The 26,180-nt window shown below is 62.4% G+C and carries 22 protein-coding genes; 9 read left to right on the forward strand and 13 right to left on the reverse strand.

Annotation, left to right across the window (positions count from 1 at the left end; all coding sequences use genetic code 11):
- Positions 1 to 88 precede the first annotated feature (88 nt).
- The 4 genes from G6K99_RS09635 to queF all read left to right on the forward strand — a co-directional run bounded on the left by G6K99_RS09635 (position 89) and on the right by queF (position 4,461).
- Positions 89 to 2,278 carry an anthranilate synthase gene (locus G6K99_RS09635; RefSeq protein ID WP_174196400.1) on the forward strand — a complete coding sequence of 730 codons (2,190 nt, stop codon included), beginning with the start codon at positions 89 to 91 and terminating at the stop codon, positions 2,276 to 2,278.
- On the forward strand, positions 2,278 to 2,802 hold the full coding sequence (locus tag G6K99_RS09640) for a GNAT family N-acetyltransferase (protein WP_174196401.1): 525 nt from the start codon (positions 2,278 to 2,280) through the stop codon (positions 2,800 to 2,802). The genes G6K99_RS09635 and G6K99_RS09640 overlap by 1 nt, the downstream gene beginning before the upstream one ends.
- A gap of 257 nt (positions 2,803 to 3,059) precedes the next feature.
- Entirely contained in the window at positions 3,060 to 3,995 is a 936-nt protein-coding gene (locus G6K99_RS09645; protein WP_062457901.1) for a cation diffusion facilitator family transporter, read from the forward strand.
- 1 nt (position 3,996) lies between these two features.
- Complete coding sequence (gene queF, locus G6K99_RS09650) at positions 3,997 to 4,461, forward strand: preQ(1) synthase (RefSeq protein ID WP_174196402.1); 465 nt, start codon at positions 3,997 to 3,999, stop codon at positions 4,459 to 4,461.
- 77 nt (positions 4,462 to 4,538) lie between these two features.
- On the opposite strand, the gene G6K99_RS09655 is transcribed toward queF, so the two are convergent.
- Both G6K99_RS09655 and G6K99_RS09660 read right to left on the reverse strand, forming a co-directional pair.
- Positions 4,539 to 5,399, reverse strand: coding sequence for a DUF2076 domain-containing protein (locus tag G6K99_RS09655; RefSeq protein WP_174196403.1), 861 nt, complete (start codon positions 5,397 to 5,399; stop codon positions 4,539 to 4,541).
- Positions 5,400 to 5,559: 160 nt separating this feature from the next.
- Positions 5,560 to 6,156 carry a HupE/UreJ family protein gene (locus tag G6K99_RS09660; protein WP_062455661.1) on the reverse strand — a complete coding sequence of 199 codons (597 nt, stop codon included), beginning with the start codon at positions 6,154 to 6,156 and terminating at the stop codon, positions 5,560 to 5,562.
- A 216-nt stretch (positions 6,157 to 6,372) separates the two neighbouring features.
- Here G6K99_RS09660 and G6K99_RS09665 point away from each other — a divergent pair, with 216 nt between their 5' ends.
- Positions 6,373 to 6,960, forward strand: a complete 588-nt coding sequence (locus G6K99_RS09665; protein ID WP_062457904.1) for an ATP-dependent Clp protease proteolytic subunit — start codon at positions 6,373 to 6,375, stop codon at positions 6,958 to 6,960.
- A gap of 142 nt (positions 6,961 to 7,102) precedes the next feature.
- On the opposite strand, the gene G6K99_RS09670 is transcribed toward G6K99_RS09665, so the two are convergent.
- Positions 7,103 to 9,802 (reverse strand): EAL domain-containing protein, encoded by a 2,700-nt coding sequence (locus G6K99_RS09670; protein ID WP_174196404.1) that lies wholly within the window; start codon positions 9,800 to 9,802, stop codon positions 7,103 to 7,105.
- A 241-nt stretch (positions 9,803 to 10,043) separates the two neighbouring features.
- On the opposite strand from G6K99_RS09670, the gene G6K99_RS09675 reads away from it, so the two are divergent.
- Positions 10,044 to 11,231 carry a benzoate/H(+) symporter BenE family transporter gene (locus G6K99_RS09675; RefSeq protein WP_174196405.1) on the forward strand — a complete coding sequence of 396 codons (1,188 nt, stop codon included), beginning with the start codon at positions 10,044 to 10,046 and terminating at the stop codon, positions 11,229 to 11,231.
- 365 nt (positions 11,232 to 11,596) lie between these two features.
- Positions 11,597 to 13,324 (forward strand): 2-isopropylmalate synthase, encoded by a 1,728-nt coding sequence (leuA, locus tag G6K99_RS09680; RefSeq protein ID WP_174196808.1) that lies wholly within the window; start codon positions 11,597 to 11,599, stop codon positions 13,322 to 13,324.
- 91 nt (positions 13,325 to 13,415) lie between these two features.
- Here leuA and G6K99_RS09685 read toward each other — a convergent pair whose 3' ends face one another.
- From G6K99_RS09685 to G6K99_RS09695, 3 genes are all read right to left on the reverse strand, one after another.
- Complete coding sequence (locus G6K99_RS09685) at positions 13,416 to 14,255, reverse strand: anti-sigma factor (RefSeq protein WP_174196406.1); 840 nt, start codon at positions 14,253 to 14,255, stop codon at positions 13,416 to 13,418.
- A complete protein-coding gene (locus G6K99_RS09690) occupies positions 14,252 to 14,752 on the reverse strand; it encodes an RNA polymerase sigma factor (protein ID WP_062582897.1) in 501 nt (166 codons plus the stop codon). The genes G6K99_RS09685 and G6K99_RS09690 overlap by 4 nt, the downstream gene beginning before the upstream one ends.
- 98 nt (positions 14,753 to 14,850) lie before the next feature.
- On the reverse strand, positions 14,851 to 15,810 hold the full coding sequence (locus G6K99_RS09695) for a metallophosphoesterase (RefSeq protein WP_174196809.1): 960 nt from the start codon (positions 15,808 to 15,810) through the stop codon (positions 14,851 to 14,853).
- A gap of 78 nt (positions 15,811 to 15,888) precedes the next feature.
- On the opposite strand from G6K99_RS09695, the gene G6K99_RS09700 reads away from it, so the two are divergent.
- Complete coding sequence (locus G6K99_RS09700) at positions 15,889 to 16,377, forward strand: NUDIX domain-containing protein (RefSeq protein ID WP_174196407.1); 489 nt, start codon at positions 15,889 to 15,891, stop codon at positions 16,375 to 16,377.
- Between the two features lie 15 nt (positions 16,378 to 16,392).
- On the opposite strand, the gene G6K99_RS09705 is transcribed toward G6K99_RS09700, so the two are convergent.
- Positions 16,393 to 17,364 (reverse strand): glutathione S-transferase family protein, encoded by a 972-nt coding sequence (locus G6K99_RS09705; RefSeq protein ID WP_174196408.1) that lies wholly within the window; start codon positions 17,362 to 17,364, stop codon positions 16,393 to 16,395.
- A gap of 330 nt (positions 17,365 to 17,694) precedes the next feature.
- Between G6K99_RS09705 and G6K99_RS09710 the strand changes: the two genes are divergently transcribed.
- Positions 17,695 to 18,198 carry a GNAT family N-acetyltransferase gene (locus G6K99_RS09710; RefSeq protein WP_062455683.1) on the forward strand — a complete coding sequence of 168 codons (504 nt, stop codon included), beginning with the start codon at positions 17,695 to 17,697 and terminating at the stop codon, positions 18,196 to 18,198.
- 46 nt (positions 18,199 to 18,244) lie between these two features.
- Here the strand turns inward: G6K99_RS09710 and G6K99_RS09715 are convergent, their stop codons facing one another.
- Genes G6K99_RS09715 through G6K99_RS09740 form a run of 6 tightly spaced genes read right to left on the reverse strand, consistent with a single transcriptional unit; the run spans position 18,245 to position 26,088 of the window.
- A complete protein-coding gene (locus tag G6K99_RS09715; RefSeq protein ID WP_174196409.1) occupies positions 18,245 to 18,658 on the reverse strand; it encodes a GNAT family N-acetyltransferase in 414 nt (137 codons plus the stop codon).
- Positions 18,659 to 18,693: 35 nt separating this feature from the next.
- A complete protein-coding gene (locus G6K99_RS09720) occupies positions 18,694 to 19,113 on the reverse strand; it encodes an N-acetyltransferase (protein WP_174196410.1) in 420 nt (139 codons plus the stop codon).
- Positions 19,113 to 21,179, reverse strand: coding sequence for a hypothetical protein (locus G6K99_RS09725; RefSeq protein WP_174196411.1), 2,067 nt, complete (start codon positions 21,177 to 21,179; stop codon positions 19,113 to 19,115). Before G6K99_RS09725 ends, G6K99_RS09720 begins: the two co-directional genes overlap by 1 nt.
- A gap of 3 nt (positions 21,180 to 21,182) precedes the next feature.
- Positions 21,183 to 24,110: a DUF4159 domain-containing protein gene (locus G6K99_RS09730; protein ID WP_174196412.1), complete on the reverse strand. Its 2,928-nt coding sequence runs from the start codon at positions 24,108 to 24,110 to the stop codon at positions 21,183 to 21,185.
- Positions 24,107 to 25,042 (reverse strand): DUF58 domain-containing protein, encoded by a 936-nt coding sequence (locus tag G6K99_RS09735; RefSeq protein ID WP_174196413.1) that lies wholly within the window; start codon positions 25,040 to 25,042, stop codon positions 24,107 to 24,109. Before G6K99_RS09735 ends, G6K99_RS09730 begins: the two co-directional genes overlap by 4 nt.
- 32 nt (positions 25,043 to 25,074) lie before the next feature.
- Positions 25,075 to 26,088, reverse strand: a complete 1,014-nt coding sequence (locus tag G6K99_RS09740) for a MoxR family ATPase (RefSeq protein ID WP_174196414.1) — start codon at positions 26,086 to 26,088, stop codon at positions 25,075 to 25,077.
- Positions 26,089 to 26,180 lie beyond the last annotated feature (92 nt).

Genomic DNA, 26,180 nt, shown 5'->3' on the forward strand with positions numbered 1-26,180 from the left:
ATGAACAAGCCGCCCGATTACCGAGGCGGCTTTTTTGTTGGCCGCTTCTCAAAACCCGGGCAGATCAACAGGGATTTTAGAGGCAGACATGGCGACGATCATTCACGACGACGGGTCCGAGACCTACGAAACCAAGGGCGGAATCAGCGTCAGCCGAGCCCGCAGGCCGGCCGAATATGCAACCGCAATCTCGTCTTATGTCGACCGGCTCGACGAGCGCCGTGGCGCGGTGTTTTCCTCCAACTACGAATATCCGGGGCGCTATACCCGCTGGGATACGGCGATTGCCGATCCGCCACTCGGCATTACCTGCAACGGCCGCGCAATGTGGATCGAGGCCTATAACGTTCGCGGCGAAGTGCTTCTGTCGTTTATCACCGACAAGCTTGCGACGATTTCCGACCTGACGCTCGGCGAGCGCACCGACCGCCGTCTGGATCTGACCGTCAACCAGCCGTCCCGCGTGTTTACCGAGGAAGAGCGCTCGAAGATGCCGACGGTGTTTACCGCGCTGAGAGCCGTCGTCGATCTCTTCCATTCGGATGCGGATTCGGCGATCGGTCTGTTCGGGGCTTTCGGCTACGATCTTGCGTTCCAGTTCGATGCGATCAAGCTTTCGATGCAGCGTCCGGAAGACCAGCGCGACATGGTTCTCTATCTCCCCGACGAAATTCTGGTCGTCGACCACCATGCGGCAAAGGCTTGGGTCGATCGCTACGACTTTGCCAAGGACGGCGTGACGACGGAAGGCAAGGCGCAGGATATCGCGCCCGAGCCGTTCCTGCGCACCACGGTGACGCCGCCGAAGGGCGACCACAAGCCGGGGGAATACGCGAGCCTCGTTACCCGCGCCAAGGAAAGCTTTCGCCGCGGCGATCTGTTCGAAGTGGTTCCGGGCCAGAAGTTCATGGAGCGCTGCGACAGCAATCCGTCGCAGATTTCCAACCGGCTGAAGGCGATCAACCCGTCGCCCTATTCGTTCTTCATCAATCTCGGCAACCAGGAATATCTGATCGGCGCATCGCCCGAAATGTTCGTGCGGGTGTCCGGCCGTCGCATCGAGACCTGCCCGATTTCGGGCACGATCAAGCGCGGAGAGGATGCGATTTCCGACTCTGAGCAGATCCTGAAGCTGCTCAATTCCAAGAAGGACGAATCCGAGCTCACCATGTGCTCCGACGTCGACCGCAACGACAAGTCGCGCGTCTGCGAGCCGGGTTCGGTCAAGGTGATCGGCCGCCGGCAGATCGAGATGTATTCGCGGCTCATCCACACAGTCGACCATATCGAGGGACGGCTGCGTCCGGATATGGATGCGTTCGACGGGTTCCTGAGCCACGCCTGGGCAGTGACCGTGACCGGTGCGCCAAAGCTGTGGGCGATGCGGTTTGTCGAGGCCAACGAAAAGAGCCCGCGCGCCTGGTATGGCGGCGCGATCGGCATGGTCGGCTTCAACGGCGACATGAATACGGGGCTGACGCTGCGCACCATCCGCGTCAAGGACGGCATTGCCGAAGTGCGTGCCGGTGCGACGCTGCTCAACGATTCGGATCCGCATGAGGAAGAGGCCGAGACTGAGCTCAAGGCATCGGCGATGATTTCGGCGATCCGCGATGCGCGCGCCGGCAACACGGCCAAGGCTTCGCGTGACGTCGCCAAGGTGGGCCAGGGGGTGAAGATCCTGCTGGTCGACCACGAAGACAGTTTCGTCCACACGCTTGCCAACTACTTCCGCCAGACGGGAGCGACGGTCTCGACCGTTCGCTCGCCGGTGCCGGAAGAGGTGTTTACCCGGATCGATCCGGATCTCGTCGTCCTGTCGCCGGGGCCGGGCAATCCGAAGGATTTCGACTGCAAGGCGACGATCAAGGCGGCGCGGGCAAAAGACCTGCCGATCTTTGGCGTGTGCCTTGGCCTGCAGGCGCTGGCCGAAGCCTATGGCGGCGAGTTGCGGCAACTGGCGCTGCCGATGCACGGCAAGCCTTCGCGGATCCGGGTTCTGGAGCCGGGCATCGTGTTCTCGGGGCTGGCGAAGGATGTCACCGTCGGGCGCTATCACTCGATCTTTGCCGATCCATCGACGCTGCCCTCCGATTTCATCATCACCGCCGAAAGCGAGGATGGCACGATCATGGGGATCGAACACGCCAGCGAGCCGATCGCCGCGGTGCAGTTCCACCCGGAATCGATCATGACGCTGGGCGGCGATGCCGGCATGCGGATGATCGAGAACGTGGTGGCAAACCTTTCGAGAAAGCGCGCGACAAAGGCGGCCTGATGGACGATGCCGACACGGTGGGCGGCGCTGACGGCGTCACCATCGAACCGCTCCGGGACGAGTATATCGAGGGCTTTCACAAGGCGCTCGATATCGTCTGCCGGGAGCGGCGCTACATGGTGTTTCTGCGTGCCCCGCCGATCGACGAGATGCGGGATTTCGTGCGCGAGAGCGTGGCTGCTGGCAATCCGCACATCGTCGCAGTCGCTGACGGTGAGGTCGTCGGCTGGTGCGATATCCGAAGGCTGGAGCGCGATGTGCATGCTCATCGCGGCCTGCTCGGCATGGGCATCATTCCCGGGTTTCGCGATAGAGGCCTAGGCCGTCGGCTGATCGTTAACGCGGTCGAGGCCGCCAACCGGTCCGGCATTCACCGCGTCGAACTCGACGTGCATGCGGACAATCACCGGGCGATCGCGCTTTACCGGAAGGTGGGATTTCAGGTGGAGGGCGTGGCGCGCGATGCGTTGAAGATCGACGGATGCTACCTGGACAGCGTGCGGATGGCGCTAATCTTTACCTGACGCCTGGTCTCTGACGCCCGATGCCCGCCTGCGACGATGCCCCGTTGTTGATAACGTCTGACGACGAGCATACCCGGCGACTGGACGCGCAAGACCGGCTTTGACAAACCGCGAGGCTTGCGCCATACAGCCGGCCATTATTCGAAACCGCCGCTGCGAGACGCTCTCGCCGCGGCGGTTTCGTCGTTTTGGGCATAGCTTCCTGCAAATCGCTTGCAGATGCAGGAGGACGATTAGTGAAGACGGGTATGGGCGATATGGACAGAGTGGCAAAGGACGACAAAAAGGTCGAGAGACTGGCGATGTGGGGCATCCCGATCTCGATCGGCGTGCTGTTCCTCAAACTTGCTGCGTGGTGGGTAACCGGCTCGGTGGCGCTGCTGTCGGACGGTCTGGAATCACTGGTCAACGTGGCGGCGGCATTCATTGCCTATTTCGTCATCCGCTATGCGCAACGGCCGGCAGACGATGACCACCACTTCGGCCATCACAAGGCGGAATACATATCCGCCGTGGCGGAAGGCGCGTTGATCGTGCTGGCGGCGATCCTGATCATTCAGGAAGCCTGGGGCGCTCTAGGCGCCCCGAGCATGCCGGAAACGCCATGGCTCGGGCTTGCCATCAACGCTACGGCAGGCGGAATCAATGCGGTCTGGGCGACCGTGCTAATCAGGGTCGGACGGTCGCACCGGTCTCCGGCGCTTCTGGCAGACGGCCAGCACATCATGTCGGATGTGGTGACGTCGGCCGGCGTATTCGTCGGTCTGGTGCTCGCGGTTCTGACGGGTTACCTGATCCTTGATCCGCTGCTTGCGATCTTCGTCGCCTTCAACATTCTCTGGCAGGGTTACAAGGTCATCACCCACTCGCTGGGCGGGCTGATGGACAAGGCGCTGCAGCCGGAGGAGGAGGCGGCGGTGCGTGCGGCGATCACCGCCCATTGCGACGGGGTTCTCGATGTGCACGATCTGAAGACGCGACGGGCGGGATCGGCTGCGTTTATCGATTTCCACCTGGTGGTGCCATCGCGAATGTCGGTCGGCGAAGCCCACGAAATCTGCGACCGCTTGGAAGATGCGATCAAGGAGGCTATTCCCGGTGCCACCCTGGCCATCCATGTGGAGCCGGAAAGCGAACACGCGCATGGCAAGCGTGTTGCCATTGAAAGCCATGCGAATCTGAAGGGAATATGAAATGACGATGACGGATGTCAGCGGACTGTCGCAGCTCGGCAATCAGGTCGAGGTTCCAACGAGCCCCGAGACGGCGGTTCTGGAGAAGGTGCCGAACGGCAACCAGGGCACCGACTACGTGGTGCGCTTTACCGCACCCGAATTCACCTCGCTATGCCCGATGACGGGCCAGCCGGATTTTGCCCATATCGTGATCGACTATATTCCCGACGGGTTTCTGGTCGAATCAAAGTCGCTGAAGCTGTTCCTGCATGCGTTCCGCAACCACGGCGCCTTTCATGAGGACTGCTCGGTCTATATCGGCAAGCGGATCGTTGACCTGCTTAATCCGAAATGGTTGCGGATCGGCGCTTACTGGTATCCGCGCGGCGGCATTCCGATCGACGTGTTCTGGCAGACCGGCGAAGCGCCAAAGGGTGTGTGGTTGCCGGACCAGGGCGTGGCGACCTATCGGGGACGTGGGTAAGATTTATTGGCAATTAGCCCGGCACGCACCGGGCTAATTGCGACACTCAACCCGTTCGGGGAGAGGGCCATTCCGCCTCAGACATTCATGTTGTCGTCGCCGCCGAAATCGCCGCCGCCGAAGTCGGACTGATCGTCGTTGCCGAAATCGGCCTGTTGCCAGCCGCCGTCATTGCCACCGGGATCGGGTGTTACGTCGTTGCCGTTATCTGCGTCCGTATTGGATGCCTCACGGATTGCGTCGTCGCCGATATAGGTGTTGTTGATGACGGTTTCCTCGGTCGGGCCGCCTGTGAACGGATTGGCTTCGGCTGCGGGATTGCCCAAGCCGAGGCCTGACATGTGGTTGCCGAACAGGCCCGAAAGCGAATTGGCAAGCAGCATGCCGCCCGCCACGCCGGCGGCCGTGCCAAGTGCGCCGCGCAGAAAACCGCCGCCAGCAGATGGTGCCTGACCCTGCTGATAGCCTTGTGCCCCCTGCATCTGTGATGACCAGGGACCTGACGGGGCCGATGGGCGATAGCCGTCGTCGTTGCCGCGGTATGGCTGAGGCTGCTGATATCCCGGTCGCGCACCCCAGGGGCCGGATGGCTGCTGGCCGGCCTGTTGGGACGGCATTTGCGGTGCCGGAGGGCGAGGCGCCTGACCGGAGCCGAAGATCGAGCTCAGAAAACCGCCGCCTTGTTCGTCGCGCCTGGTGTCGCTTTCGCCGGCCTGAAGCTGCTTGACCTGTTCTTCGAGCTCGCGGATGCGGGCGGATGCGGCCTCAAGGCCCTTTTCCTGAACGATCACCGCCTGGGCGAGGTAATAGGCGGAATAGGGCTGCTGGCGGGTCGCGTCATCGATCAATGCCTCCGCATCACGGTCGCGCGGGGTGGTCGAGGCTGTTTTCACGCGATCGAACAATGCGGTCAGAAGCTGGCGTTCTTCCGGTGACATGGTCTCACTCCTTGTGGACGTCCCAAGCGGCCGTCATCTGACAAGGAGTTAGTCGGCATTTTCGGGATTTCAAACCCGCTGCCGGGTTAAATCTTGTTCATGTAGAACATGCGCCGCCTGACACTATGATTCAGGCGGCGCAGCCTATCTTGTTGTAATATCAGCCGAATGCGAGCGTCAGGCCGAGCACTGCGGTTGCTGCGCCGAGGATGCGGGTTACAGCTGGCGCAAAGCGCGCGATACCGAGGCCGAGCGCGATGCCGGCTGCGTGAAGAAGAGCTGTCGCGATGACAAAGCCGAGGCCGAACTGAAGCGCACCGGCACTGCCGAGTTCGCCGCCATGGGCATGGCCGTGGAACAGCGCAAAAACGCCGACGATTGCAGCGCAGGCGGCTGTCGGAAGCTTGACGGCGGTGGCGACCAGAAGACCGAGTGCGATGACCGAGGCGAGGATCGCCGGTTCAACGAAAGGCAGATCGAGACCGGAGACCGCGAGCACGAAGCCGAGCGCCATGGTGCCGACGAATGCGGCAGGCACGGACCAGATGGCCTTGCCGCCGATCTGTGCTGCCCAGAGGCCGACGGCGAGCATGGCAAGCACGTGGTCGAGGCCGAAGATCGGGTGCGAAATGCCGGCCATGAACGAGCCATGTGCTTCAGGATCGAGATGGGCAAAGGCGGGAGCGGCAGCAACGACGACTGCGCCCGTTGCGAGCGAAATATGCTTCAGGGCGGTTTGGAAAGGTCTGGTCAACATTTTGATCCCCGATGAAATACATGATGCGTGAAGCGTAAAACGATAGGCAAGAGCAGTCACCGCGTCCATTGCCAATTGTAACGATCCGGCGATGCGGACTACGTCATTCACCTTAGTCGTTGGAAGCTTGCCATGTTCAGGCCGGGGTGCATTGTTTTGTGACCGCGAACACATTATGTCCCGTATATGAATTTCATGCAGGAGACTTTGACCGTGCTGAACGACGAAGACGACACAGAAGACAAGACGAAGGAACTGCCGCTCGGTAAGGAAACGGAGGCGAATCTTTTCAAGTCGCGTTCGATCTTCATCTACGGAGCGATCACCCAGGAACTGGCGCAGAAGGTCAACACGCAGCTCGTGGCACTTGCCGCAGCCAGCGACGAAGACATCCGCATCTACGTGAATTCCCCGGGCGGCCATGTCGAGTCGGGCGATTCGATTCATGATATGGTCAAGTTCATCAAGCCGAAGGTCTGGATGATCGGCACGGGCTGGGTCGCTTCTGCAGGCGCCCTGATCTACGTGTCGGTTCCGAAGGAACGCCGCATCGCGCTGCCGAACACCCGCTTCCTGCTTCACCAACCATCTGGCGGTACGCGCGGCATGGTCTCCGACATCGAGATCCAGGCCCGTGAAATCATCAAGATGAACGAACGCCTGAACAAGATCATGGCAGAAGCAACCGGCCAGCCGATCGAAAAGATCGCAGCCGATACGGACCGCGACTACTGGCTGTCGGCACAGGAAGCCGTCGCCTATGGTCTCGCATCCAAGATCGTGACGTCGCAGAGCGAAATCTGATCCAGACGTCGTTCTGACAAATCAAAATCCCTCGTCGGCTTCAGGCCGGCGGGGGATTTTTGCGTTTGAGGGCAATCGTTTCAGGCGCGGGTAGGGGCCGACAGGTCCGGATGACCGGAACCCTTTCGACCACCGCGCGATATCAGGCGAGCTTGCGGGTGGGTACGGCGGTTGCCGGGACGCGGCCCTGCTGCCAGTGGGCGGCAAAATCCATGAACGCATCGGGCGACATCGGTTCCGCGAAGGCATAACCCTGCAGCACCTGGCAACCGAGGCCACGCAGGATATCCATATGGGCTTCCGTTTCGACGCCCTCGGCGACGATTTCGATCCCTTGCGAACGGCCGATCTCGATGATCGAAGCCACAAGCCGGTGCTGGGGACCCGACGCCTGAAGCGGCGAAATCAGCTGCCGGTCGATCTTCAGCCGTTTGGGGCCGAGTTCCAGCAGACTGACGATCGAAGCGTGTCCGGAGCCGAAATCATCCAGCTCGATATCGATACCCAAATCCTTCAGCGTGCCGATGATCTTGCGCAGGCCGCGGTCGTTTCCTTCAAACGAGATCGATTCCAGAAGTTCGAATGCAATGCTGCCCGGCGCAAACGACAGGTGCGAAAGCTGCTCCAAGAGGTTTTCGTCCTTCAGGCGCTGGGCCGAGACATTGACAGAGACCCTTGGGACGGCAAGCCCGCGGGCACGCCAGCGGGTGGCCTGGAACAGCGCTTTTTCGAGGATGAGCGCGTCGATTTCACCGGAGCGATGAAGACCTTCGGCGATATCGAGAAACGCTTCGGGCGCGAGCAGGCCGCGGGTCGGGTGGACCCAGCGGGCCAGCGCCTCGACACCGACGATATCGAGGGTGACGGCATCGAACTGCGGCTGGAAGAAGGGAACGATCTGGTCGTTCTCGATTGCCGCGAGAAGCTCGTCGGACGTGCGCTTTACCTGAATCGCCGTCAGAAGCAGGGACTCGGAAAACACCTCGGCGCGGTTACGGCCGCGTTTCTTGGCCTCGTACAGTGCGACGTCGGCATTGATCAGCAACTGGCGCGGTTCTTCGCACGCAAGCGTCTGCATGGCGATGCCGGCGCTGCAGCCGACATGGCATTCCTGGCCGTCGATCGTCATCGGTTTGGCGATCGCCTTGACGATCGAGCGGCCGAGATGTTTTGCCCGCTCTTCCGGGGCCGGGCCGCTGGTGACGACCACGAATTCGTCGCCGCCGATCCGCGAGACGAATTCGTCATGGCCGATCAGTTCCAGGAGCCGAGCCGTCGTCTGGCGCAGGACCTCGTCGCCGGCCGCGTGGCCGAGCGTGTCGTTGACTTCCTTGAAGCGGTCGAGATCGAAATGGATAAAAGCCAGGCGGTGACTGTGCGTCGTCGCGTTCGAGGCTTCCATGAACTGGTCGAGAAAGCGCCGGTTGGGAAGGCCGGTCAGGGCGTCGTGCAAAGACTGGTGCTGCAACGTGCGGCGTGTTGCGCGCAACCGCTCGTTCTGTTCTTCCGCGCGGGCGCGCTCTTCCCGCAGTTCGATCTGCAGATTGACGTCATCAGTGACATCCCAATTGGCGCCAACGACGCGTTCGACGCCTCCCGATGTTTTGTAGGCCTTCCCGTGCGCGCGGATGTGACGGATCTCGCCCGAAGGTCGGACAATCCGGAACTGGGTAATATAGGGCTCGGTGGCACCGATGACCTCGTTCAGCCGATTTTCAGCCGTCTCGATATCGTCGGGATGGACGGTCGAACGCCAGTCCTCGTAGGTGAAGATGTCCTTGCCCGGAGGCGCAGAATAGAGGTCCTTGAGCCGCTCGTCCCAGAAAAGGCGGTCTGTGGCGCCCTCGTATTCCCAGACGCCGATCTGCGACGCTTCGAGCGCCAGCGTCAACCGGTGGTGAATGGTCTCGAACTGCTCCTCCCGGTGTTGCAGATCGACGATGTGGCGATTGCGCTGCCTCATCAAGATCCCCACCCAGATCATCGGGGCGACGATGCAGAGTGCGATCAGCGTCGCGTAGGCATAAAGCCAACCGATATCCGGCGGGGTCGTCTTCCAGCCGGCTTTCGGGACTGCTGCGAGATACCAGGTGTCGTATCCGAGCTCGATGCGGGCACGAACCGCATCGGCGGAGAAGATCGCCGGGTCACCGGTAAAGACGTCCTTCGCAACCGGTGCCGGCCGCCTGGAGATCGCGATGCTGAGGGGTTGCCGTTCGGTATCGAGGTCGATGTCGCGGAACAGGCGCTCCACGTCGATCACGCTCGAGACGATGCCCCAGAAATGTCCGTTGGCTTGCGAGAAAACCGGGTAGCGGGCCAGCAGTCCCAGTCCGCCCTGAGCGAGTTCGACAGGTCCGGCGATCGTGGTGGACCGGCGCTTGATCGCCTCCATGACGGACACTGACCGTTTGGGGTCGGCCGTGTAGTCTCGTCCGACGAGCTGCTTGTTCTGGTCGTAAGGGTAGACGTACCGGATCACAAGATCGGGCGCCACGGCGACGTTCTTCAGCTGCGAGGGAACAGCGAAAACTCGCTCCGAGAGCGCCGCAAATTGCGTTTGCGTGATGGATGGGTTTGCAGCGATCGCGGCAACGAGACCCTGGACCAGATTGACGTTGCCGCGAATATTGGTTTCAAGGCTTGATGACACGCGCGCCAGTTGTTCCGACGCGACGAGCCGCTGCTGCGCCATGTATTGGGCGCGCTCTTCCAGATCGGCCCGGACAATTCCGAAAATGACCGCGGCGACCATAATGAAGGCGGGCAAATACCAGCCGAACCGGTAGAATCGCCGTCCCCGGCTTCGGCCGGGCTTTATCATGGAGGAAGAGAAGAGCATGCAATGTTCCAACAGGTCTCCCGCCAACATTTCAGACAAGGCTTAATTTAGTCTGAGATGGAACGGCGCCGGACGGGTCGTCGAGCCGAAATACTGGTCTCCACTCCAATATTTTTGAGAAATCCGGCCCTTTATACATGACTGAAAATCGGAAAAAATCAGTCGGCCTGGTCATCTCTTGGGCTTGTCTCGCGGCGGCGGGTCGTGCTCCATGCACCCTTCACCGCGTCGGGTTCTCATCATGTTCAAAGACTTCTCTTTTTCCGCCCTGACGATGGGGATGCTGACCGCGTTTGTCGGTTTCGTCAGTTCGTTTGCCGTGATCATCCAGGGTTTGCAGGCAATGGGCGCCAATAGCGATCAGGTCGCCTCCGCGCTCCTGGCGCTTTCCCTGGCGCTCGGCATTCTTGCCGTGAGTTTCTCGGCGGCTCTCAAGATGCCGATCAGCATTGCATGGTCGACGCCTGGTGCCGCTCTTCTCTCGGGGATCGGGATGATCGAGGGCGGATTTCCCGCAGCCGTCGGCGCCTTCGTCATCTGTGGCGGGCTGATCATGCTGTCGGGCCTGTTCCAGCCGCTCGGGCGCGCGATCCGGATGATCCCGGGGCCGCTTGCCAATGCGATGCTGGCCGGTATCCTGCTTGGCCTGTGTCTCGCGCCCGTGAAGGCGGTGGCGTTCGACCCGATGCTGGGACTGCCGATCGTGCTGACCTGGGCGGTCGTCGTGTCGCGCTGGCGGCTTCTTGCCGTGCCGGCCTCGCTTGCGGCGATGATGCTGGTGCTGATCTTCGGCGTCGACCTGCCGACAGATACGCTGAGCCAGATCGGCGCTGCGATCCATCCGCAATTCGTGTTCGTCGAGCCGGTGTTTACCTGGCACGGCGCGATTTCCGTGGCGGTGCCACTGTTTATCGTCACCATGGCGTCGCAGAACATACCCGGCATCGCGATCCTCAAGGCCCACGGATACGAGCCGCATCCCGGACCGATGTTCGTGGCAACCGGCGCCCTGTCCTCGCTTGTCGGCGTTTTTGGCGGCGTGCCGGTCAACATGGCGGCGATCACGGCAGCGATGTGTGCCAGTACCGACGCTCATCCGGATCCCGCCCGGCGTTACGTAGCGGCGATCATCGGCGGCTTCAGCTACGCGGCGCTGGGGCTGGTGGCCGGCGGCATTATCGCCTTCGTATCGCTCGCGCCGCCGATCCTGTTGCAGGCCGTCGCCGGGCTCGGGCTGATCGGCGCGTTCTCGAACGCGGCATACGCCGCCTACCACAATCCCGCTACCCGCGAGGCTGCGGCCATCACCTTTATGGTCACCGCTTCCGGAATCGCCTTCGCCGGGATCTCGGGGGCGTTCTGGGGTCTGCTGGCCGGTGGCGTGATGATGGGTTTGCAGAAGGCTCTCAGACGCGAAAGATTGCCTTGAAAGGGAACCGCGGCCGTCGTTGCAACATCAAATGCCGTTCGAAAGTGCACTTGCACGTTCTCTGCCCGCCCGCTATAGATTCTCCCATGACCATGACAGGTGCGATCATGTCCGACCGTTTGCCGACCCGCAGCTTCGCTGCCGGGGCGACGGTTTTCGCGCCTCTCTCGCTTCTTAGCCTCGACCTTACACTCGGTTGCCGGGTCCGTTGAGGAGCGCCCGGCGGCCGAAAGCCCGCCGGCGTAAGAGCTCCTCGCAAGATTTACCGATATAGCTGAGACAGACCTTAAGAGGTCGCCATCCTCACCAAGCAGGCCCCAAAAGTGCGGCGCGCGGCGGATGGATAGGACGAGGACTTGAAGACCATGGACGCCAAGAATTCCAACGTGACTACTGCCAACAAGGCTAAGGGTATGGCCGACGCGGCGGTGAAATACCGTGCCTATCCCGCCATCAACATTCCCGACCGGACCTGGCCGTCGAAGGTGATCGACAAGGCGCCGATCTGGTGCTCGGTGGACCTGCGTGACGGCAACCAGTCGCTGGTCAACCCGATGGGCCACGACCGCAAGGCCCGCATGTTCAAGCTGCTCTTGGATATGGGCTTCAAGGAAATCGAGATCGGTTTCCCGTCGGCTTCGCAGACCGATTTCGACTTTGCCCGCTGGTGCATCGAAGAGGGTGGCGTTCCCGACGATGTGTCGATGCAGGTGCTGGTTCAGTGCCGGCCGGAACTGATCACCCGCACGTTCGAATCGCTGGAAGGCGCCAAGCATCCGATCATCCACTTCTACAACTCGACATCGGAACTGCAGCGCCGCGTGGTGTTCGGCAAGGATGTCCGCGGTATCAAGCAGATCGCCGTCGACGCGGCGAAGATGATCACCGACATGGCTGCCAAGGCCGGCGGCGATTACCGGTTCGAATATTCGCCGGAAAGCTTCACCGGCACCGAGCTGGAAGTGGCGCTGGAGATCTGCAACGCAGTCATCGAGGTGGTAAAGCCGACCGCTGACAACAAGCTGATCCTCAACCTGCCCTCGACCGTCGAGATGGCGACGCCGAACATCTATGCCGACCAGATCGAATGGATGTGCCGCAATATCGACAATCGCGAGAACGTCATCATCTCGCTGCACCCGCACAACGACCGTGGCACCGGGATTGCCGCGACCGAGCTGGCGCTGATGGCTGGCGCCGACCGCGTCGAAGGCACGCTGTTTGGCAATGGCGAGCGCACCGGCAATGTCGACGTGGTGACGCTGGCGCTCAACATGTACACGCAAGGGGTGGATCCTGGGCTGGACTGCACCGATATCGAGCGCATCAAGGACGTCTACGAATATTCCAACGAAATGGTCATTCCCGAGCGCCATCCTTACGTCGGCGAACTGGTCTATACGGCGTTTTCCGGCTCGCACCAGGATGCGATCAACAAGGGCATGAAGGCAATCAAGACCGCCAACCATCCGGTGTGGGAAGTGCCTTACCTGCCGATCGACCCGCGCGACGTCGGCCGGTCCTACGAGGCGATCATCCGCATCAACTCGCAATCGGGCAAGGGCGGCATCGCCTATATCCTGCAGCAGGATTACGGCATCAACCTGCCGCGCAATCTGCAGGTGGAGTTCCGCGAGGACATCCAGCGGATTACTGACGAGGAAGGCAAGGAAGTCGCTTCCAAGCGCATCCATGAGCGCTTTATCGAGCGCTATGTGGACCAGCCTTCAGCACGGCTGAAATTCGTCGATCACCAGACGTTCCCGGCCGGGATGGAGCACAAGGGCATCCGCGTCGTTTCCGCCGAGATCACCGATGGTGGTGAGACGAAGACGATCGAAGGCCGCGGCACGGGCCCGATCGACGGGTTCATCAACGCGCTGTCGGCCTATCTCGGGATCGAGTTGTCGGTGAACGAGTATTCGGAACACTCGCTGCAGCATGGCTCGAACGCCTCGGCGATCGCCTATGTCGAGGTCGAGCATCCGGGCGGCAAGCTGTTTGGCGCCGGCATCAACAACAACATCGTGACGGCATCGCTCGACGCGATCGTGTCGGCCGCCAACCGCGTGTTGGAAGAACGCGGCCGGTAAGCCGGGGCCTTTTGGGTATCAGAAGACACAAGCCGCATCGCCAGCCGATGCGGCTTTTTGCTGGGATCAGGTGGACCTGATCGCGCGTCGCTCAGATCAGTCCCGCGGCCTTGGCGGCGATCTCGTCGAGATCGGCGGCGGAGGAGGGGCCGACGACGACATAGGTCGCGAGCGGCGTGCTCCAGGACACAAGACCCGTATCGGCGCGGATGTCCTCGACCGGTTTGTTGGTGTCCGGACGGGTCTTGGAGAAGGTGATCGCGATGATCTCTCCTTCATCGCCGCGGCGATAGAGGAGGAGGCCGGAGGGGCGGTTGTCGGCGGTGAAAAGCCGTGCGCCGGCGAAGGCGAGCCCGCTTTGCGACAGGTCCGGAATGCGAAAGGCGATGCCGGTGCCTGTGGTCAGCCATGCGAGGATATCGCCCGGCCTGTCGGCACCGATTTCCACCAGACGATCGGGCAAGCGGGTATAGAGCCGGTAATGGGCGACGACGTCGTCAAGCCAGTCCCGCGAATCGAGCTGCACTTCCGAGCCGCCGAGACGGGTCGATCCCGGCTGCGTGCCGAGCGCATAGCCGATGCCGCCGCCGAGGCAGAGACTGAGAATGCATGCGACAAGCGCCTGCGTTCTGCTTGGCTTGAACGAGAGTGACTGGCGCTTTTTGTCATCAGGCAGCCTGATCGCGCGGCGCGGCAGCGGTGCGTTCTTGATGGTGCGGACGAGTTCGAGCGGCAATGTTTCCTTCATGGCATCGTCGAAGACGCGCCGGCCGTAATCCGTGCCGCGTTTCAGGTTGTCATGCAGGGCCCGCGCCTGCGGCTCGTTGACCAGAAGCGCTTCGATCTCCTGCCGTTCGTGTTCGTTGGCTTCGCCATCCAGGAAGGCCGAAATGCGCTGTTCGAGCGCGGACGAGGAAGCACTGGCTTTCATGCGCGGCGCTCCGATGCTTCCGGCGCGATTTCCGACAGTCTGAGCCGTGCAGAACACAGGCGTTCGGCGAAGGCCTGTTCCGGAATGCCGAGTATAGCAGCCGCCTCGCCATAGGCGAATGCCTCGACGTCCACGAGAAGGAAGACACTGGCGAGGCCTGAGGGCAGGGACAGCAGGATCTGATCCGATGTGGCCATCGTGGAAATTTCGGTAGCCGATACGACGCCCTGTGCCTTCGGGGTGGAGGACGGCTGGGTCTTGCGGCGCTTCTTGATCTCGTCGGACCAGGCTGTGCGCATCAGGCTGAACAGCCAGCTTTCGATGCGGCCTTCGCCCTTCCAGTGATGGCTTTTCTGGATTGCACGCGAACAGACTTCGCGCACCAGCCTGTCAGCATCCTCGGCGGTGCCTGCAAGCGTCAACGCGAAACGACGAAGCCTCGGCAGCAAGGCTACGAGGTCACGGCGAATGTCCATGGTCTGGGTCGGATTGTTCATGCGGAAACAAGCTTAACGGGGCTATGCGTTATGATTACGGCCATCTCGTTAAGCTATGAATCGAATGTGATGCATTTGCAACAGGCGACGCAATTAATCTACAAGATTTCGACGGTCTCGGGCTGGATCGCCGGCATAGGCAGTGGTTGATCGCCATAAAAGACGCGGCTGCTGTCCAGCGCAATGCCGTCACCTGCCTGCGTCAGCCCGTAGCGTTCACAAACCAGGTTCCAGTTGCCGGGTTCGCCAGACAGCGAAAACAGGTTGTAGGAAGCAGGTGGCTTGTGGCCGCCCGGACCTTGCGAGGCGGACGCGATACCGACGACCGGCACGGGCCGGTTATGGGTCTTGAGTTCGTAGACGGTGTTAAGGTGCGTATGGCCGTGCAACACCAGTTCGGCGCCGCCGGTCGAGATGGCCGCAGCAAATCGACGGATGCCGATCATACGCTTGTGCGATGACGCCGCGCCGTGGATCGGCGGGTGGTGAATCATCACCACTCGGAACAGTCCCCGTTCGCCGGCTTTCTTCAGCAGGTTCACGGTTTCGCGCGCCTGGCGCGGGCTGAAATAGCCGGATGCGGAAAACGGCGGCGTGGCATTGGATGTGGAGCAGCCGATAATGGCGATCGGGCCACGCTCCCGGTAGGTCGGGAAGATGTGATCGTCCTTCGGCCATTCGCCCGGATCGTCGTCGCTTTTCACGAAGGGATACCAAGCGGCAACCGACTTGTCGTGAGCGCCCGGCACATAGGCGTCGTGATTGCCCGGCACGACGGTCGTATCGGCGGGTTCGCCGATCGTATCGAGCCATTCGCGGGCCAGCCGGGTTTCGATCTTTGTCGCCAAATTGACCAGATCGCCTGTGATGAGCAACTGGTCCGGCTCTCGGTCCTTCATGTCGCTCAACAGCAGATCCAGCGTGTTGACGAGAAGATGCTTACGGCGGGTGCGGTGCCAGTTGACGAAACCGGTGATGCGTTTTGACAGAAGCTCGCGCATCGTCAGCCGCGGAAGGGGCCCCAGGTGGATATCGGAAATATGCGCGAACTTGAACATGGCGAAGACATAACGCATGAGAGAGCAATTGGTACCGAATTTATCGCCGCTCCCGAAGTTATGAAGTGGAACGCCTGAATGGTTGAGCAGGGCATTCCCGAAGTTACTGGCGGCCGCGCCCGCATTCTCGTCTGGCTGATGCACAAGGCGTTCATCGTCACACGAGGCATGACGATGGGTGTGCGGGCCGCCTGTTTCGACGACGAGGGCCGGATTTTCCTGGTGCGCCACACCTATGTCCCGGGATGGTATATGCCCGGCGGCGGCATGGAACGCGGCGAAACCGCGCTCCAGGCGCTGCACAAGGAACTGCGGGAAGAGGGAAATCTGGAGATTGTCGGAACGCCGGAGCTGTTCCACGTCTACCTGAACCGCAACGCCTCAAAGCGCGACCACGTGCTGTTCTACAAGGTCCACGTCAACCAGACGGCGCCGCGCGCCGCGGATTACGAAATTGCGGAAAGCGGCTTCTTTGGCCTCGACGCGCTACCGCCCGAGATCACCCAGGCAACGGCGCGGCGATTGCAGGAATTGGCAGGAGAGGTCGCGAAGGGGGACTACTGGTGAGAGTTACCCGCTTCCCTACCCCCGCCCATGCGGTGCGTCGAGATCGAGCTCTGGTCCTGTCGGGACGATGCCGGTCGGGTTTATGGTCTTGTGGCTCTCGTAGTAGTGGTGCTTGATGTGGAGGAGATTGCAGGTCTCGGCCACGCCCTCGTGCTGGTAGAGATCGCGCAGATAGGCTGAAAGGTTCGGGTAGTCGGCGATGCGGCGGATGTTGCATTTGAAGTGGCCGACATAGACCGGATCGAAGCGGATGAGTGTGGTGAACAGCCGCCAGTCGGCTTCGGTCAGCTTGTCTCCGAGCAGGTAGCGGCTTTTCGAGAGACGGGTCTCGAGACTGTCGAGCGTTTCGAACAGCTTTGAGACGGCCTCTTCATAGGCGTCTTGCGTGGTGGCGAAGCCGGCCTTGTAGACGCCGTTGTTGACGGTGTCGTAGATGACCGCGTTGATCTTATCGATCTCACTGCGCAGATCGTCTGGGTAGAAATCGACATCGGAGCCGGTGATGCCGTCGAAGGCGCTGTTCATCATGCGGATGATTTCGGCGCTTTCGTTCGAGACAATCGTGTTCTGCTGCTTGTCCCAAAGGACCGGAACCGTGACGCGGCCGGAATAGGCGGGATCGGCTTTCAGATAGACCTGGTAGAGATAGTCGGAGCCGAACAGGGCGTCGCCGGTTGCGCCGTCGCGTTTGCGGAATTCCCAGCCGTTTTCCAGCATCAGGTAGTCGACGACGGAGACCGAGATCAGATCCTGCAGCTTCTTGAGGTTGCGGAAAATCAGCGTCCGGTGCGCCCAAGGGCAGGCGAGCGATACATAGAGATGATAGCGTCCGGCTTCAGCCTTGAAGCCTGACTTTCCCGACGGTCCGGCAGAGCCGTCAGCTGTCACCCAATTGCGGAACTGTGATTCGGAGCGCTTGAAATGACCCTTGCTGGCCTTGGTGTCGTACCAGACGTCGTGCCACTTGCCGTCTACCAACATGCCCATTGCAATCTCCTTGTTTGTCTCAGCAGTTAGATACGGCAAAGCCAGACAATGACGAGGTGCGATTTTGTAAACGCTGCGTATTTGGATTGGACGGGCGGAAAAAATTCTGATAGCTCGCTTGTCACGATTGTTCGAAAACCCTCAGGGAATGACCGAAGTGCGGATACTGCGACGACGCTGAAGATCGACCACGACGCCGAATACGCGTCGTCGATATCGCTTGTCCTGTCTGCTCTCTCCTTACGGCTTCGGTTCTCCATGTCCCTGCATCTCGTTGCGTCGCAATCCTCCACATCCCAGAATTCCGCTTCCAAAAACTCCGCCAAGTCCATGGCGAAACACGACCTCGTCTATCTGACCGAGGATGCGTCTCACGACGACATCATCGAGGTGATCAACGAGGAGGCTTTCGGCCCCGGACGGCATGTGCGCGCCGCGTCCCGCATTCGCGAGCAGGGGCCGCATGACCGGTCGATCTCGTTTGTCTGTGCCGACGATGGCGAGACGATCGCTTCCGTGCGGATGACGCCGGTTCTGGCGGGAAGCGTGAAGGGCCATATGCTGGGGCCGCTCGCCGTGCGGCCATCACACAAGAACCTTGGCATCGGCCGCGAACTGGTGCGGATCGCCATCGATGCCGCCCGCCGGCATGGGTCGGAAGCCGTGATCCTGATTGGCGACCCGCCCTATTACATGCCGCTCGGCTTCGAGAAGGTGGCGTATGATGCGCTCGATTTTCCGGGACCGGTCGATCCGGGCCGGGTGCTGGTCGTGCCGCTCAAAGACGGTGTGCATGACGGGCTGAAGGGCGTGATCGGCTGGCGGGAGCTGTGATCGGGCGTCGGCGTGAAGTCGCAGGACTTGCCGCCAAGCGTCTGATCTAGAATCGTTTTTCCAGCCAGGTCACATCATGTCCACCGGCGAGGCCTTCGAGCTTGCCGATCGGCTGGTAGCCGAGCTTAAGGTAGAGCGCGAGTGCTGCCGGGTTCATCGTATCGATATAGGCGCCGATACAGCCGCGCTTCGCCGCCTCCGCTTCGGCCATGGTCATGAGGCGGGCGGCGAGGCCTTTGGCGCGCATCAATTCCGGAATGAACAGCATCGAGATGTAAAGCCAGCCGCGGCCGGTATAGCCGACGAGGCCGCCTGCGATATCGCCGGCCGTATCACGTAGCGGGATTGCCAGTTCGCGACGGTCGCTCGCGCCGAAGCATTCGATATTGAAGGCTTTCAGCTTGTCGAGGATGATGTCTTCGTCCTGCTGCGAGATGCCTTCGACGATTTCCAGATCCATATCCAACCTCTCGAGTTGCGGCCGAGATGGATAGACTAAAGCGCTTTTTGAAGGAAGGTGCGGGTTCTGGTTTCGACGAAATTTGGAATCTCGCCAAACACTTGGTAGCCGTGGCTCTTGTAGGCTTTGAGGGCGAGTGGGTTGAACGTATCGATCCAGGCGCCCTTGCAGCCGCGGGTGCGGGCTTCATTTTCGGCCTCGGTCAGAAGCTTTGCTGCCATGCCCTTGCCGCGCAGGGTTTCCGGAATGAACAGCAATTGCGTGAAGAGCCAGCCCCAGGACGTGTAGCCCGACAGACCGCCGATGACTGTGCCGCTCTCGTCGCGGATCAGTACGGCGAGCAGTTTCCTGTCGGAGGGGCCGACTTCGCCTTCGTTGAAGGCGGTGAGGCCGCCGCTGACGATTACTAGATCGTCTGGGCTCGGCGCGTCGGTGAGATAAAGCTCGTGCGCCATCAGCGACCCTCGCGCCACCACATTGCCGCCATCGCGAACAACAGCACAGACAGGCCGGCAAAGCCGGCAAACAGTGGCAGCGTGTTGATGCCGCGCAGCACCGTCTCGTCGGTCATGCGGATGACCATGCGGTTGGGATCGCTGACGCGAACTTCGCCGCGAACGGGGAGGATGTCGGGAATGGTGACGCCATCGCCCGAGGCGACGCGGGTCACGAGGCCACGGGTCTTGTCGGCATAGGGCCGCAAGGTTGCCTCGGTGGAGATCATTGCCTTGAACTCGGGCGAGTCGACCGCGCCGACATGAACAAGGGTCTGGAAGTCGCCGTTTCTCACCTCGAACAGGCCGGTTTCATCCATGCGGCTTTCATACCGGTATTCGCCGGGGCCGGCCGGCGTCATCTGCACGGTTTCGGTGCGGCCGGATGGGTAGCGGATGGTGGCGGGACCGGGATCGTCGCCGATCGTCTGGCGGGTGGCGGCGAGTGTGCGGCCGACGGAGCGGGCGGTCAGCGCCTCTTCCTCGAGTTCCGGCTCCTTCATCAACCAGTGAGCGATGCGGCGATAGAGCGCCACATGCGGGCCGCCGCCTTCGAAGCCACGGGCCCAGAGCCAGCCCTGATCCGACAGGAGCATGGCGACGCGGCCTTCGCCCTGACGGTTGAGGACGAGGAGAGGGCGGTCGCCATCGCCTTCCATCACCGTCTGGCCCTGCGGCGGATCGACATCGATGGTGCGGAACCAGCGTCCCCAGGCGGGCGGCGTCTGGTTGGAGCCTTCAAGACCGCGGGTTACCGGGTGCTTGGTGCCGACTTCCGACAGATGCGGGAAGAAGCCGGCATTGTGGACTTCGCCTGTGGGTGCGGCCGGCAGGACCTGTTCGAGCGGCGTCGCGGCAATCGAATCTTCGCCAGCATGTTCCGGGCCTGCCGCGATCAAAAGCGCGCCGCCGTTTTGCACATACTGGGAGATGTAGTCGTAATAGAGGATCGGCAGCACGCCGCGATGCTTGTAGCGATCGAAGATGATCAGATCGAAATCCTTGATCTTCTCGACGAACAGTTCTCGGGTGGGGAAGGCGATCAGCGACAGCTCGTTGATCGGCGTGCCATCCTGCTTTTCCGGCGGACGCAGGATGGTGAAATGCACGAGGTCGACGGAGGCGTCGGATTTCAGAAGGTTACGCCAGGCGCGCTCGCCGGCATGCGGTTCGCCGGAGACCAGCAGCACGCGCAGGTTCTGCCTGATACCATCGATGACATGGACGGCGCGGTTGTTGGCGGTGGTCACTTCGCCAGGCAGCTCGGCAACCGAGAACTCCATGACATTGTTGCCGCCGCGCTGGACGTTGAACGAAAACGGAGTGGTGACGCCCGGCGTTGCCTGCAGCGTTGCGATCTGCTGGCCGTTCATGCGCACGATGACTTCGGCGGGGCCGCCGCCCTGGCGACCGTCGTCGAACACGCGCAGCGTCAGTTCCTGCTCCTCACCGACGATGCCGAAGCGGGGCGCGCGCAGCACTTCGATGCGGCGATCGAATTCGTTTGGCTGGCCGGTGATCAGCCCGTGGACTGGCGCGTTGAAGCCGAGATCCTGGTTGATGCCGGGAAGATCGTGGATCTGGCCATCGGAAAGAAACACGGCGCCGCCGACACGGGCGGGCGGCACGTCCGACATGGCGGAGCGGAGTGCCGTCAACAGCTTCGTCGATGGTGTGTCGCTGTCTACATCGTCTCCGGCCTCGACGATGCGCGTCTCGATGCGGGGATAGCGGGAGAAGCGGTCGCGCAGTTCCGCCAGCGCCTGATCCGTCTGCTGCTCGCGGCCGGCCGTCTCCTGGCTCTGGGAGCGGTCGACGACGATTGGCACGATGGTGGAGAGCTGCTCCCGGTCCTCCTGGTTGAGCGTCGGGTTGGCAAGCGCCATCAGGAGGGCGGCAAGCGCCAGCGTGCGAAGGGTGGCGCCACGGACGCCGCGCAACAGCGCGGTGACGGCAAGGACGAGGGCCAGAGCACCGAGGGCTGCGAGGATCGGCCAAGAAAAGAAGGGGGCGAATTCGATGGTCATCGGTTACTGCCCCAGCCGTTCGAGGAGTGCGGGCACGTGGACCTGGTCGGCTTTGTAGTTGCCGGTCAGCATATACATCATGATGTTGACGCCGGCGCGGTAGGCGTATTCGCGCTGCATGTCATCTGGTGGCACGGTCGGGAGCATGGAATTCCCCTGTTGATCGACCGCCCAGGCGCCGGCAAAATCGTTGCCGGTGATCAGAAGCGGCGTCACGCCGTCGCCGCCCGAGGAGAGCTGCGAGGTGGAGTTGCGGGCATCCTGACGGGCTTCGACCCAGAGCGGACCGCCGCGATAGCGACCGGGAAAATCCTTGAGCAGATAGAAGGTGCGGGTCAGGACGTGGTTTTCCGGTGTCGGCTCGAGCGGCGGGATATCGATGCTGGCGAGGATTTCCTGCAGCCGCAGGCCGTTGGGGCTGGAGCTGCCATCGAGTGCTGAAACCTGGTCGCGGGTGTCGAACAGAACCGTGCCGCCGTTGCGCATATAGGCGTCGATGCGTGAGATCGAGGCCTGCGATGGCATCGGCGCTGTCGCGGAGACCGGCCAGTAGATGATCGGATAGAAGGAGAGGTCGTCCTTGGCGATATCGAGGCCGACAGGGGCGCCGGGTTCGAGCGTCGTGCGGTAGCTCATGTACTGGGTGAGACCGTCGAGGCCGCGTTCGGAGATGCTGTCGACATCGCTTTCGCCGGTCTGGACATAGGCAAGGTGAGTGGTGTCTAGGCGGTCAAGGATCTGCTCGTCGCCAGGCTTTGCGCCTTCGCCGGGCTGCATTTCGCGAAACGGCTGTGACTGAGCCGACTGCGGTTGCGACGCGGCAGCCGGCGGCGAGGGTGGCTGCTGGGCGAGCGACGGGTTCGGGTAAAGCAGCGCCAAAGCCAGCGCGAAGCCGAGGATCAGGGAGGCGGCTGTACCGGAGGCTCGGGTCGAGGTCGGCTTGGAGCGTCCGGGGCGGCGGGAAAAGGCACCGTTCATGAAGAGCATTACCAGGCTATCGAGGACGAGGAGCGCGAACGCTAGAGCAAATAGCGTCGGACGCAGGGACACTGCCTCGCCGCCAGCCAGTTGCTCGCGCGCCACCTGCGTTCCGCCGACCGATGGATCGAAGGGGGCAAGCACGGTCGCCGGGGCCAGGAGATTGACGGCGGAGTAGCCGTCCTCGGTGCCGTAGAGGCCGGGCGGGTGATCGAAGCTTGCGACAGGCCGGGCGTTTGCGGGGATGGTGATCGGGCGGGCAGCGCCGGTCTCGGTCGTCATCACGCCGTCGGCCGTGAGCAGACGGTAGGGCGGCAGGGCTGCAGCAGCGCCTTCGGTACCCGGTGCACCGGACGCGCTGCCACCGGCAGCACCGCCGACGCGGGCCATCTGCACCAGCCGGCGCAGCATCTCGACGAAATTGCCCGACAGCGGCAGGTTCGACCAGGTCGCCTCGGCGCTGGTATGGAACAGCACGATGCGGCCGGCCTCGACTTCCTTTTCGGTCACCAGCGGCGTGCCGTCGGCAAGGCTTGCCCAGGTGCGCTCGGCAAGGTCCGGCGTCGGTTCGGCGAGAACCTGGCGGGTCACGGTGATATCGGCTGCGCGCGGCAGGCCGGCGAAGGGGCCGAAATTCGGGAAATCCGCCAGTGCCTGCGGCTCCGACCAGGACATGGCGCCACCGAGGGCGCGTTCGCCCTGTCGCAGGGTGACAGGCACCAGCGGATCGTCGGCCGGTGCTGCGGCAAGGCGCGGTCCGGCAAAGCGGACCAGCGTGCCACCGCGGGAAATCCAGCGTTGCAGCGGCTGCGAGACTTCGGGCGGCAGGCGGCCGACATCGGCCATGATGATCGCCGAGGGATTGTCTTCGAGGATCTGCGGAATGGACACCGAGAGATCGGCCGTGTTGGGCTGGATCACATCGGCATAGGGCTGGAGAGCCCGGCTGATATAGTAGAGCGGCTGCAGCAACGGCTGGAAATCGCTTCCGCTTTCGCCGGCGATCAGCGCCACGCGACGGCGGCGGAAACCATCGTCAAGAAGGTGGGCGGCACCGGCGGTCGCGATGCCTTCGACGGAGAGGCGGGCGAAATCGTTGCGCAGTTCGAACGGGGCGGAGATTTCCGTCGTCGCCGTGTTGGCGCCATCGGCAAATTGGAGCGTGCCAGTGGCGAGCGAGCGACCCTGCGGATCGAGCGCGTTGACGGTGAACTGCTGCGTGCCTGCGGTGGAAAGGCGGGTGGCGCTGACATTCATTGCCGCGGAATTGTTGGTGGCACCGGTGATCGCGACGGCTGATTGTCCATCGCCTTCGAGGACGCGCATGTCGCCTGCCGAGAGGCCGGCAAGGGCGGTCATCGTTTCGGCATCCGTCGTGGCGGCGATGCCGTCGGAGACGAGCGCCAGCGTGCCTGGGCGGGTGCCGTTGAGAGCTTCCCGGAGGGCGGTGACGGCGAGGGCGCGGTCTGGCACAAGCGGCCTCGGGCTTGCGGCGGCGAGCTTGTCACGCGCGGTTGCGGCACTGCCGGGTGTTGCTTCCTGGTTCTGATCGGCGGTGAAGGCGATCGCGACCGGAAGGTCAGCGCTTTCGGCATCGTCGATCAGGAGATTGGCGGTCTCGACGCGGCGTTCCCAGTCGGTCGATGTCGCCCAGCCGTTGTCGATGACCAGCGCCAGCGGGCCGCCGGTGTTAAGCGAACTCGTGCGCGGGTTGATGACCGGATCGGCGATGGCGAGAATGATCGCGGCGGCCAGAGCCATGCGCAGAAGCGTCAGCCACCACGGGCTCTGGGACGGCGTTTCCTCGCGCTTCAGGACACTTGCGAGAATGCGCAGAGGCGGGAAGACTTCCGATTTTGGTCTCGGCGGGGTCAGCCGCAGCAGCCACCAGATGGCGGGCAGGGCGATCAGGCCGAACAGGATGGCGGGGTAGGCGAAAGCGAGCGCGCTCATGACCTCTCCTCCATGCGTCCGGTCTCAACACGTCGAGGTGCCGGCATGCCGGACAGGTAGCCGTGGACCGCAACCAGAGCTTCGGAGGCGAGACGGTCGGTGCGGTGGAACACGAAACTCCAGCCGAGACGGCGAAGGCCTTCTCCGAGCGCATCGCGGCGGGCGAGATAGGCGCGCTGGTATTCCTCGCGAATATTTTCGGCGCGGCCGGAGACGAGCTTTTCGCCGGTCTCGGGGTCGGTGAATTCGGTGCGGCCGGTATAGGGGAAGGTCTCTTCGGCGGGGTCGGCAACCTCGATCACATGGCCGCGCAGGCCGCGGCGGCCGAGCGGGGTGATGCGGTCCATGACCTTGTCGGCGTCATCGAGGAAATCGCCGATCAGAACGATATCGCTCTGGCCGCGGATCATGCCCGTGTCCGGTAGGCCGGTCGCCTGCGGTGCGTGCATAATGGCGGTCGCCAGCCGTTCGGCGGCGTTGCGGGCCGAGACCGGTTCCATGATGCCGGGACATCCGATCCGTTCGCCCGACCGGGCAAGGATTTCGGCGAGCGCCAGCATGATGACCAGCGCCCGGCTTTCCTTCGATACCGATCCGAATGTCGATTTGTACATCATCGACGGCGACATATCGGCCCAGAGCCAGATCGTGTGGGCGGCTTCCCATTCGCGGTCGCGGACATAGGTATGGTCGTCGCGGGCGGAGCGGCGCCAGTCGATGCGCGACAGGCTTTCGCCCTCGGCATAGGGCCGGAACTGCCAGAAGTTTTCGCCCATGCCGCGCTTGCGGCGGCCGTGCCAGCCGGCAATCACCGTATTGGCGATGCGCTTGGCCTCGACCATGCAGTCGGGTACCAGCATGGCGCGCTGCTGGGCGCGATGAAGGACATCGCTGCTGGCGGTTTGATCGACGATCTGGCCGATGGATGCCACGGAGGTTCCTTTCTAGCCTGAAGCGGCGATCTTCAGCCGCGGGCCTGTTTGACTAGGCCAGCAATGACATCGCGCACCGACATGCCTTCGGCGCGGGCGGCGAATGTCAGCGCCATGCGGTGCTGCAGGACCGGTTCGGCAAGCGCGTGGATATCGTCCAGCGAGGGAGCGAGGCGGCCTTCGTAAAGCGCGCGAGCGCGGGCCGTCAGCATCAGCGACTGGCCGGCACGCGGGCCTGGACCCCAGGCGACATGCTTGTCGGTGGAAGCGTTGCCGTGGCCCGGTCGGGCAGAGCGGACGAGCGACAGGATCGCATCGACCACCTTGTCGGAGACCGGCATCTGGCGGATCAGCGCCTGGATATCCTTCAGCCGCGTTGCGTCGATCACGCTGCGCGCCTTGGCTTCGGCGCTGCCCGTCGTGTCGAGCAGGATCTGGCGCTCGGCGGCAAGCTCCGGATATAGTACGTCCACCTGCAGCAGGAAACGGTCGAGCTGCGCTTCGGGAAGCGGATAGGTGCCTTCCTGTTCCAGCGGGTTCTGGGTGGCAAGGACGTGGAATGGTGCCGGCAGGTCATAGCGCTGGCCGGCGACGGTGATGTGATATTCCTGCATGGCCTGCAGCAGCGCCGACTGGGTGCGCGGCGAGGCGCGGTTGATTTCGTCGGCCATCAGCAGCTGTCCGAATACAGGTCCCTTGACGAAGCGGAAGGAGCGGCGGCCGGTCTCATCCGTATCCATCACTTCGGAGCCCAGAATATCCGACGGCATCAGGTCGGGGGTGAACTGGATGCGGTTCGAATCCAGCCCGAGGACGGTACCGAGCGTCGAGACGAGTTTGGTCTTGGCAAGGCCGGGAACACCGACCAGCAGCGCATGGCCACCGGAGAGGACCGCGAGCATGGTGTTCTCGACGACACGTTCCTGGCCGAAGATGACCTTGGCGACTTCCTCACGGACGGCGGCGATATCGGCAAGTGCCTTTTCGGCCGAGGCGATGATGGCTTTCTCGTCGAGGACTGTTTGCGTAGAATTCATCATGCCCATGTCGTTCACCATCACCCTTGATTGGTATCCAGATCCAGCAGGCTTCGCCGAACCAACTTGTCCGACCGTGAATCGCTGCGTCGCAGCAGTCA

Source organism: Neorhizobium sp. AL 9.2.2, assembly GCF_013317225.1.
In the GTDB taxonomy this organism is placed as follows: Bacteria; Pseudomonadota; Alphaproteobacteria; order Rhizobiales; family Rhizobiaceae; genus Neorhizobium; species Neorhizobium soli.

Excerpts from the sequence above, each read along its gene's own strand:
- G6K99_RS09635 (WP_174196400.1), top strand. The coding sequence starts at position 89 with ATGGCGACGATCATTCACGACGACGGGTCCGAGACCTACGAAACCAAG.
- G6K99_RS09640 (WP_174196401.1), top strand. The coding sequence starts at position 2,278 with ATGGACGATGCCGACACGGTGGGCGGCGCTGACGGCGTCACCATCGAA.
- G6K99_RS09645 (WP_062457901.1), top strand. The coding sequence starts at position 3,060 with ATGGACAGAGTGGCAAAGGACGACAAAAAGGTCGAGAGACTGGCGATG.
- queF (WP_174196402.1), top strand. The coding sequence starts at position 3,997 with ATGACGATGACGGATGTCAGCGGACTGTCGCAGCTCGGCAATCAGGTC.
- G6K99_RS09655 (WP_174196403.1), bottom strand. The coding sequence starts at position 5,399 with ATGTCACCGGAAGAACGCCAGCTTCTGACCGCATTGTTCGATCGCGTG.
- G6K99_RS09660 (WP_062455661.1), bottom strand. The coding sequence starts at position 6,156 with ATGTTGACCAGACCTTTCCAAACCGCCCTGAAGCATATTTCGCTCGCA.
- G6K99_RS09670 (WP_174196404.1), bottom strand. The coding sequence starts at position 9,802 with ATGCTCTTCTCTTCCTCCATGATAAAGCCCGGCCGAAGCCGGGGACGG.
- G6K99_RS09675 (WP_174196405.1), top strand. The coding sequence starts at position 10,044 with ATGTTCAAAGACTTCTCTTTTTCCGCCCTGACGATGGGGATGCTGACC.
- leuA (WP_174196808.1), top strand. The coding sequence starts at position 11,597 with ATGGACGCCAAGAATTCCAACGTGACTACTGCCAACAAGGCTAAGGGT.
- G6K99_RS09685 (WP_174196406.1), bottom strand. The coding sequence starts at position 14,255 with ATGAAAGCCAGTGCTTCCTCGTCCGCGCTCGAACAGCGCATTTCGGCC.
- G6K99_RS09690 (WP_062582897.1), bottom strand. The coding sequence starts at position 14,752 with ATGAACAATCCGACCCAGACCATGGACATTCGCCGTGACCTCGTAGCC.
- G6K99_RS09695 (WP_174196809.1), bottom strand. The coding sequence starts at position 15,810 with ATGTTCAAGTTCGCGCATATTTCCGATATCCACCTGGGGCCCCTTCCG.
- G6K99_RS09700 (WP_174196407.1), top strand. The coding sequence starts at position 15,889 with ATGGTTGAGCAGGGCATTCCCGAAGTTACTGGCGGCCGCGCCCGCATT.
- G6K99_RS09705 (WP_174196408.1), bottom strand. The coding sequence starts at position 17,364 with ATGGGCATGTTGGTAGACGGCAAGTGGCACGACGTCTGGTACGACACC.
- G6K99_RS09710 (WP_062455683.1), top strand. The coding sequence starts at position 17,695 with ATGGCGAAACACGACCTCGTCTATCTGACCGAGGATGCGTCTCACGAC.
- G6K99_RS09715 (WP_174196409.1), bottom strand. The coding sequence starts at position 18,658 with ATGGATCTGGAAATCGTCGAAGGCATCTCGCAGCAGGACGAAGACATC.
- G6K99_RS09720 (WP_174196410.1), bottom strand. The coding sequence starts at position 19,113 with ATGGCGCACGAGCTTTATCTCACCGACGCGCCGAGCCCAGACGATCTA.
- G6K99_RS09725 (WP_174196411.1), bottom strand. The coding sequence starts at position 21,179 with ATGACCATCGAATTCGCCCCCTTCTTTTCTTGGCCGATCCTCGCAGCC.
- G6K99_RS09730 (WP_174196412.1), bottom strand. The coding sequence starts at position 24,110 with ATGAGCGCGCTCGCTTTCGCCTACCCCGCCATCCTGTTCGGCCTGATC.
- G6K99_RS09740 (WP_174196414.1), bottom strand. The coding sequence starts at position 26,088 with ATGGGCATGATGAATTCTACGCAAACAGTCCTCGACGAGAAAGCCATC.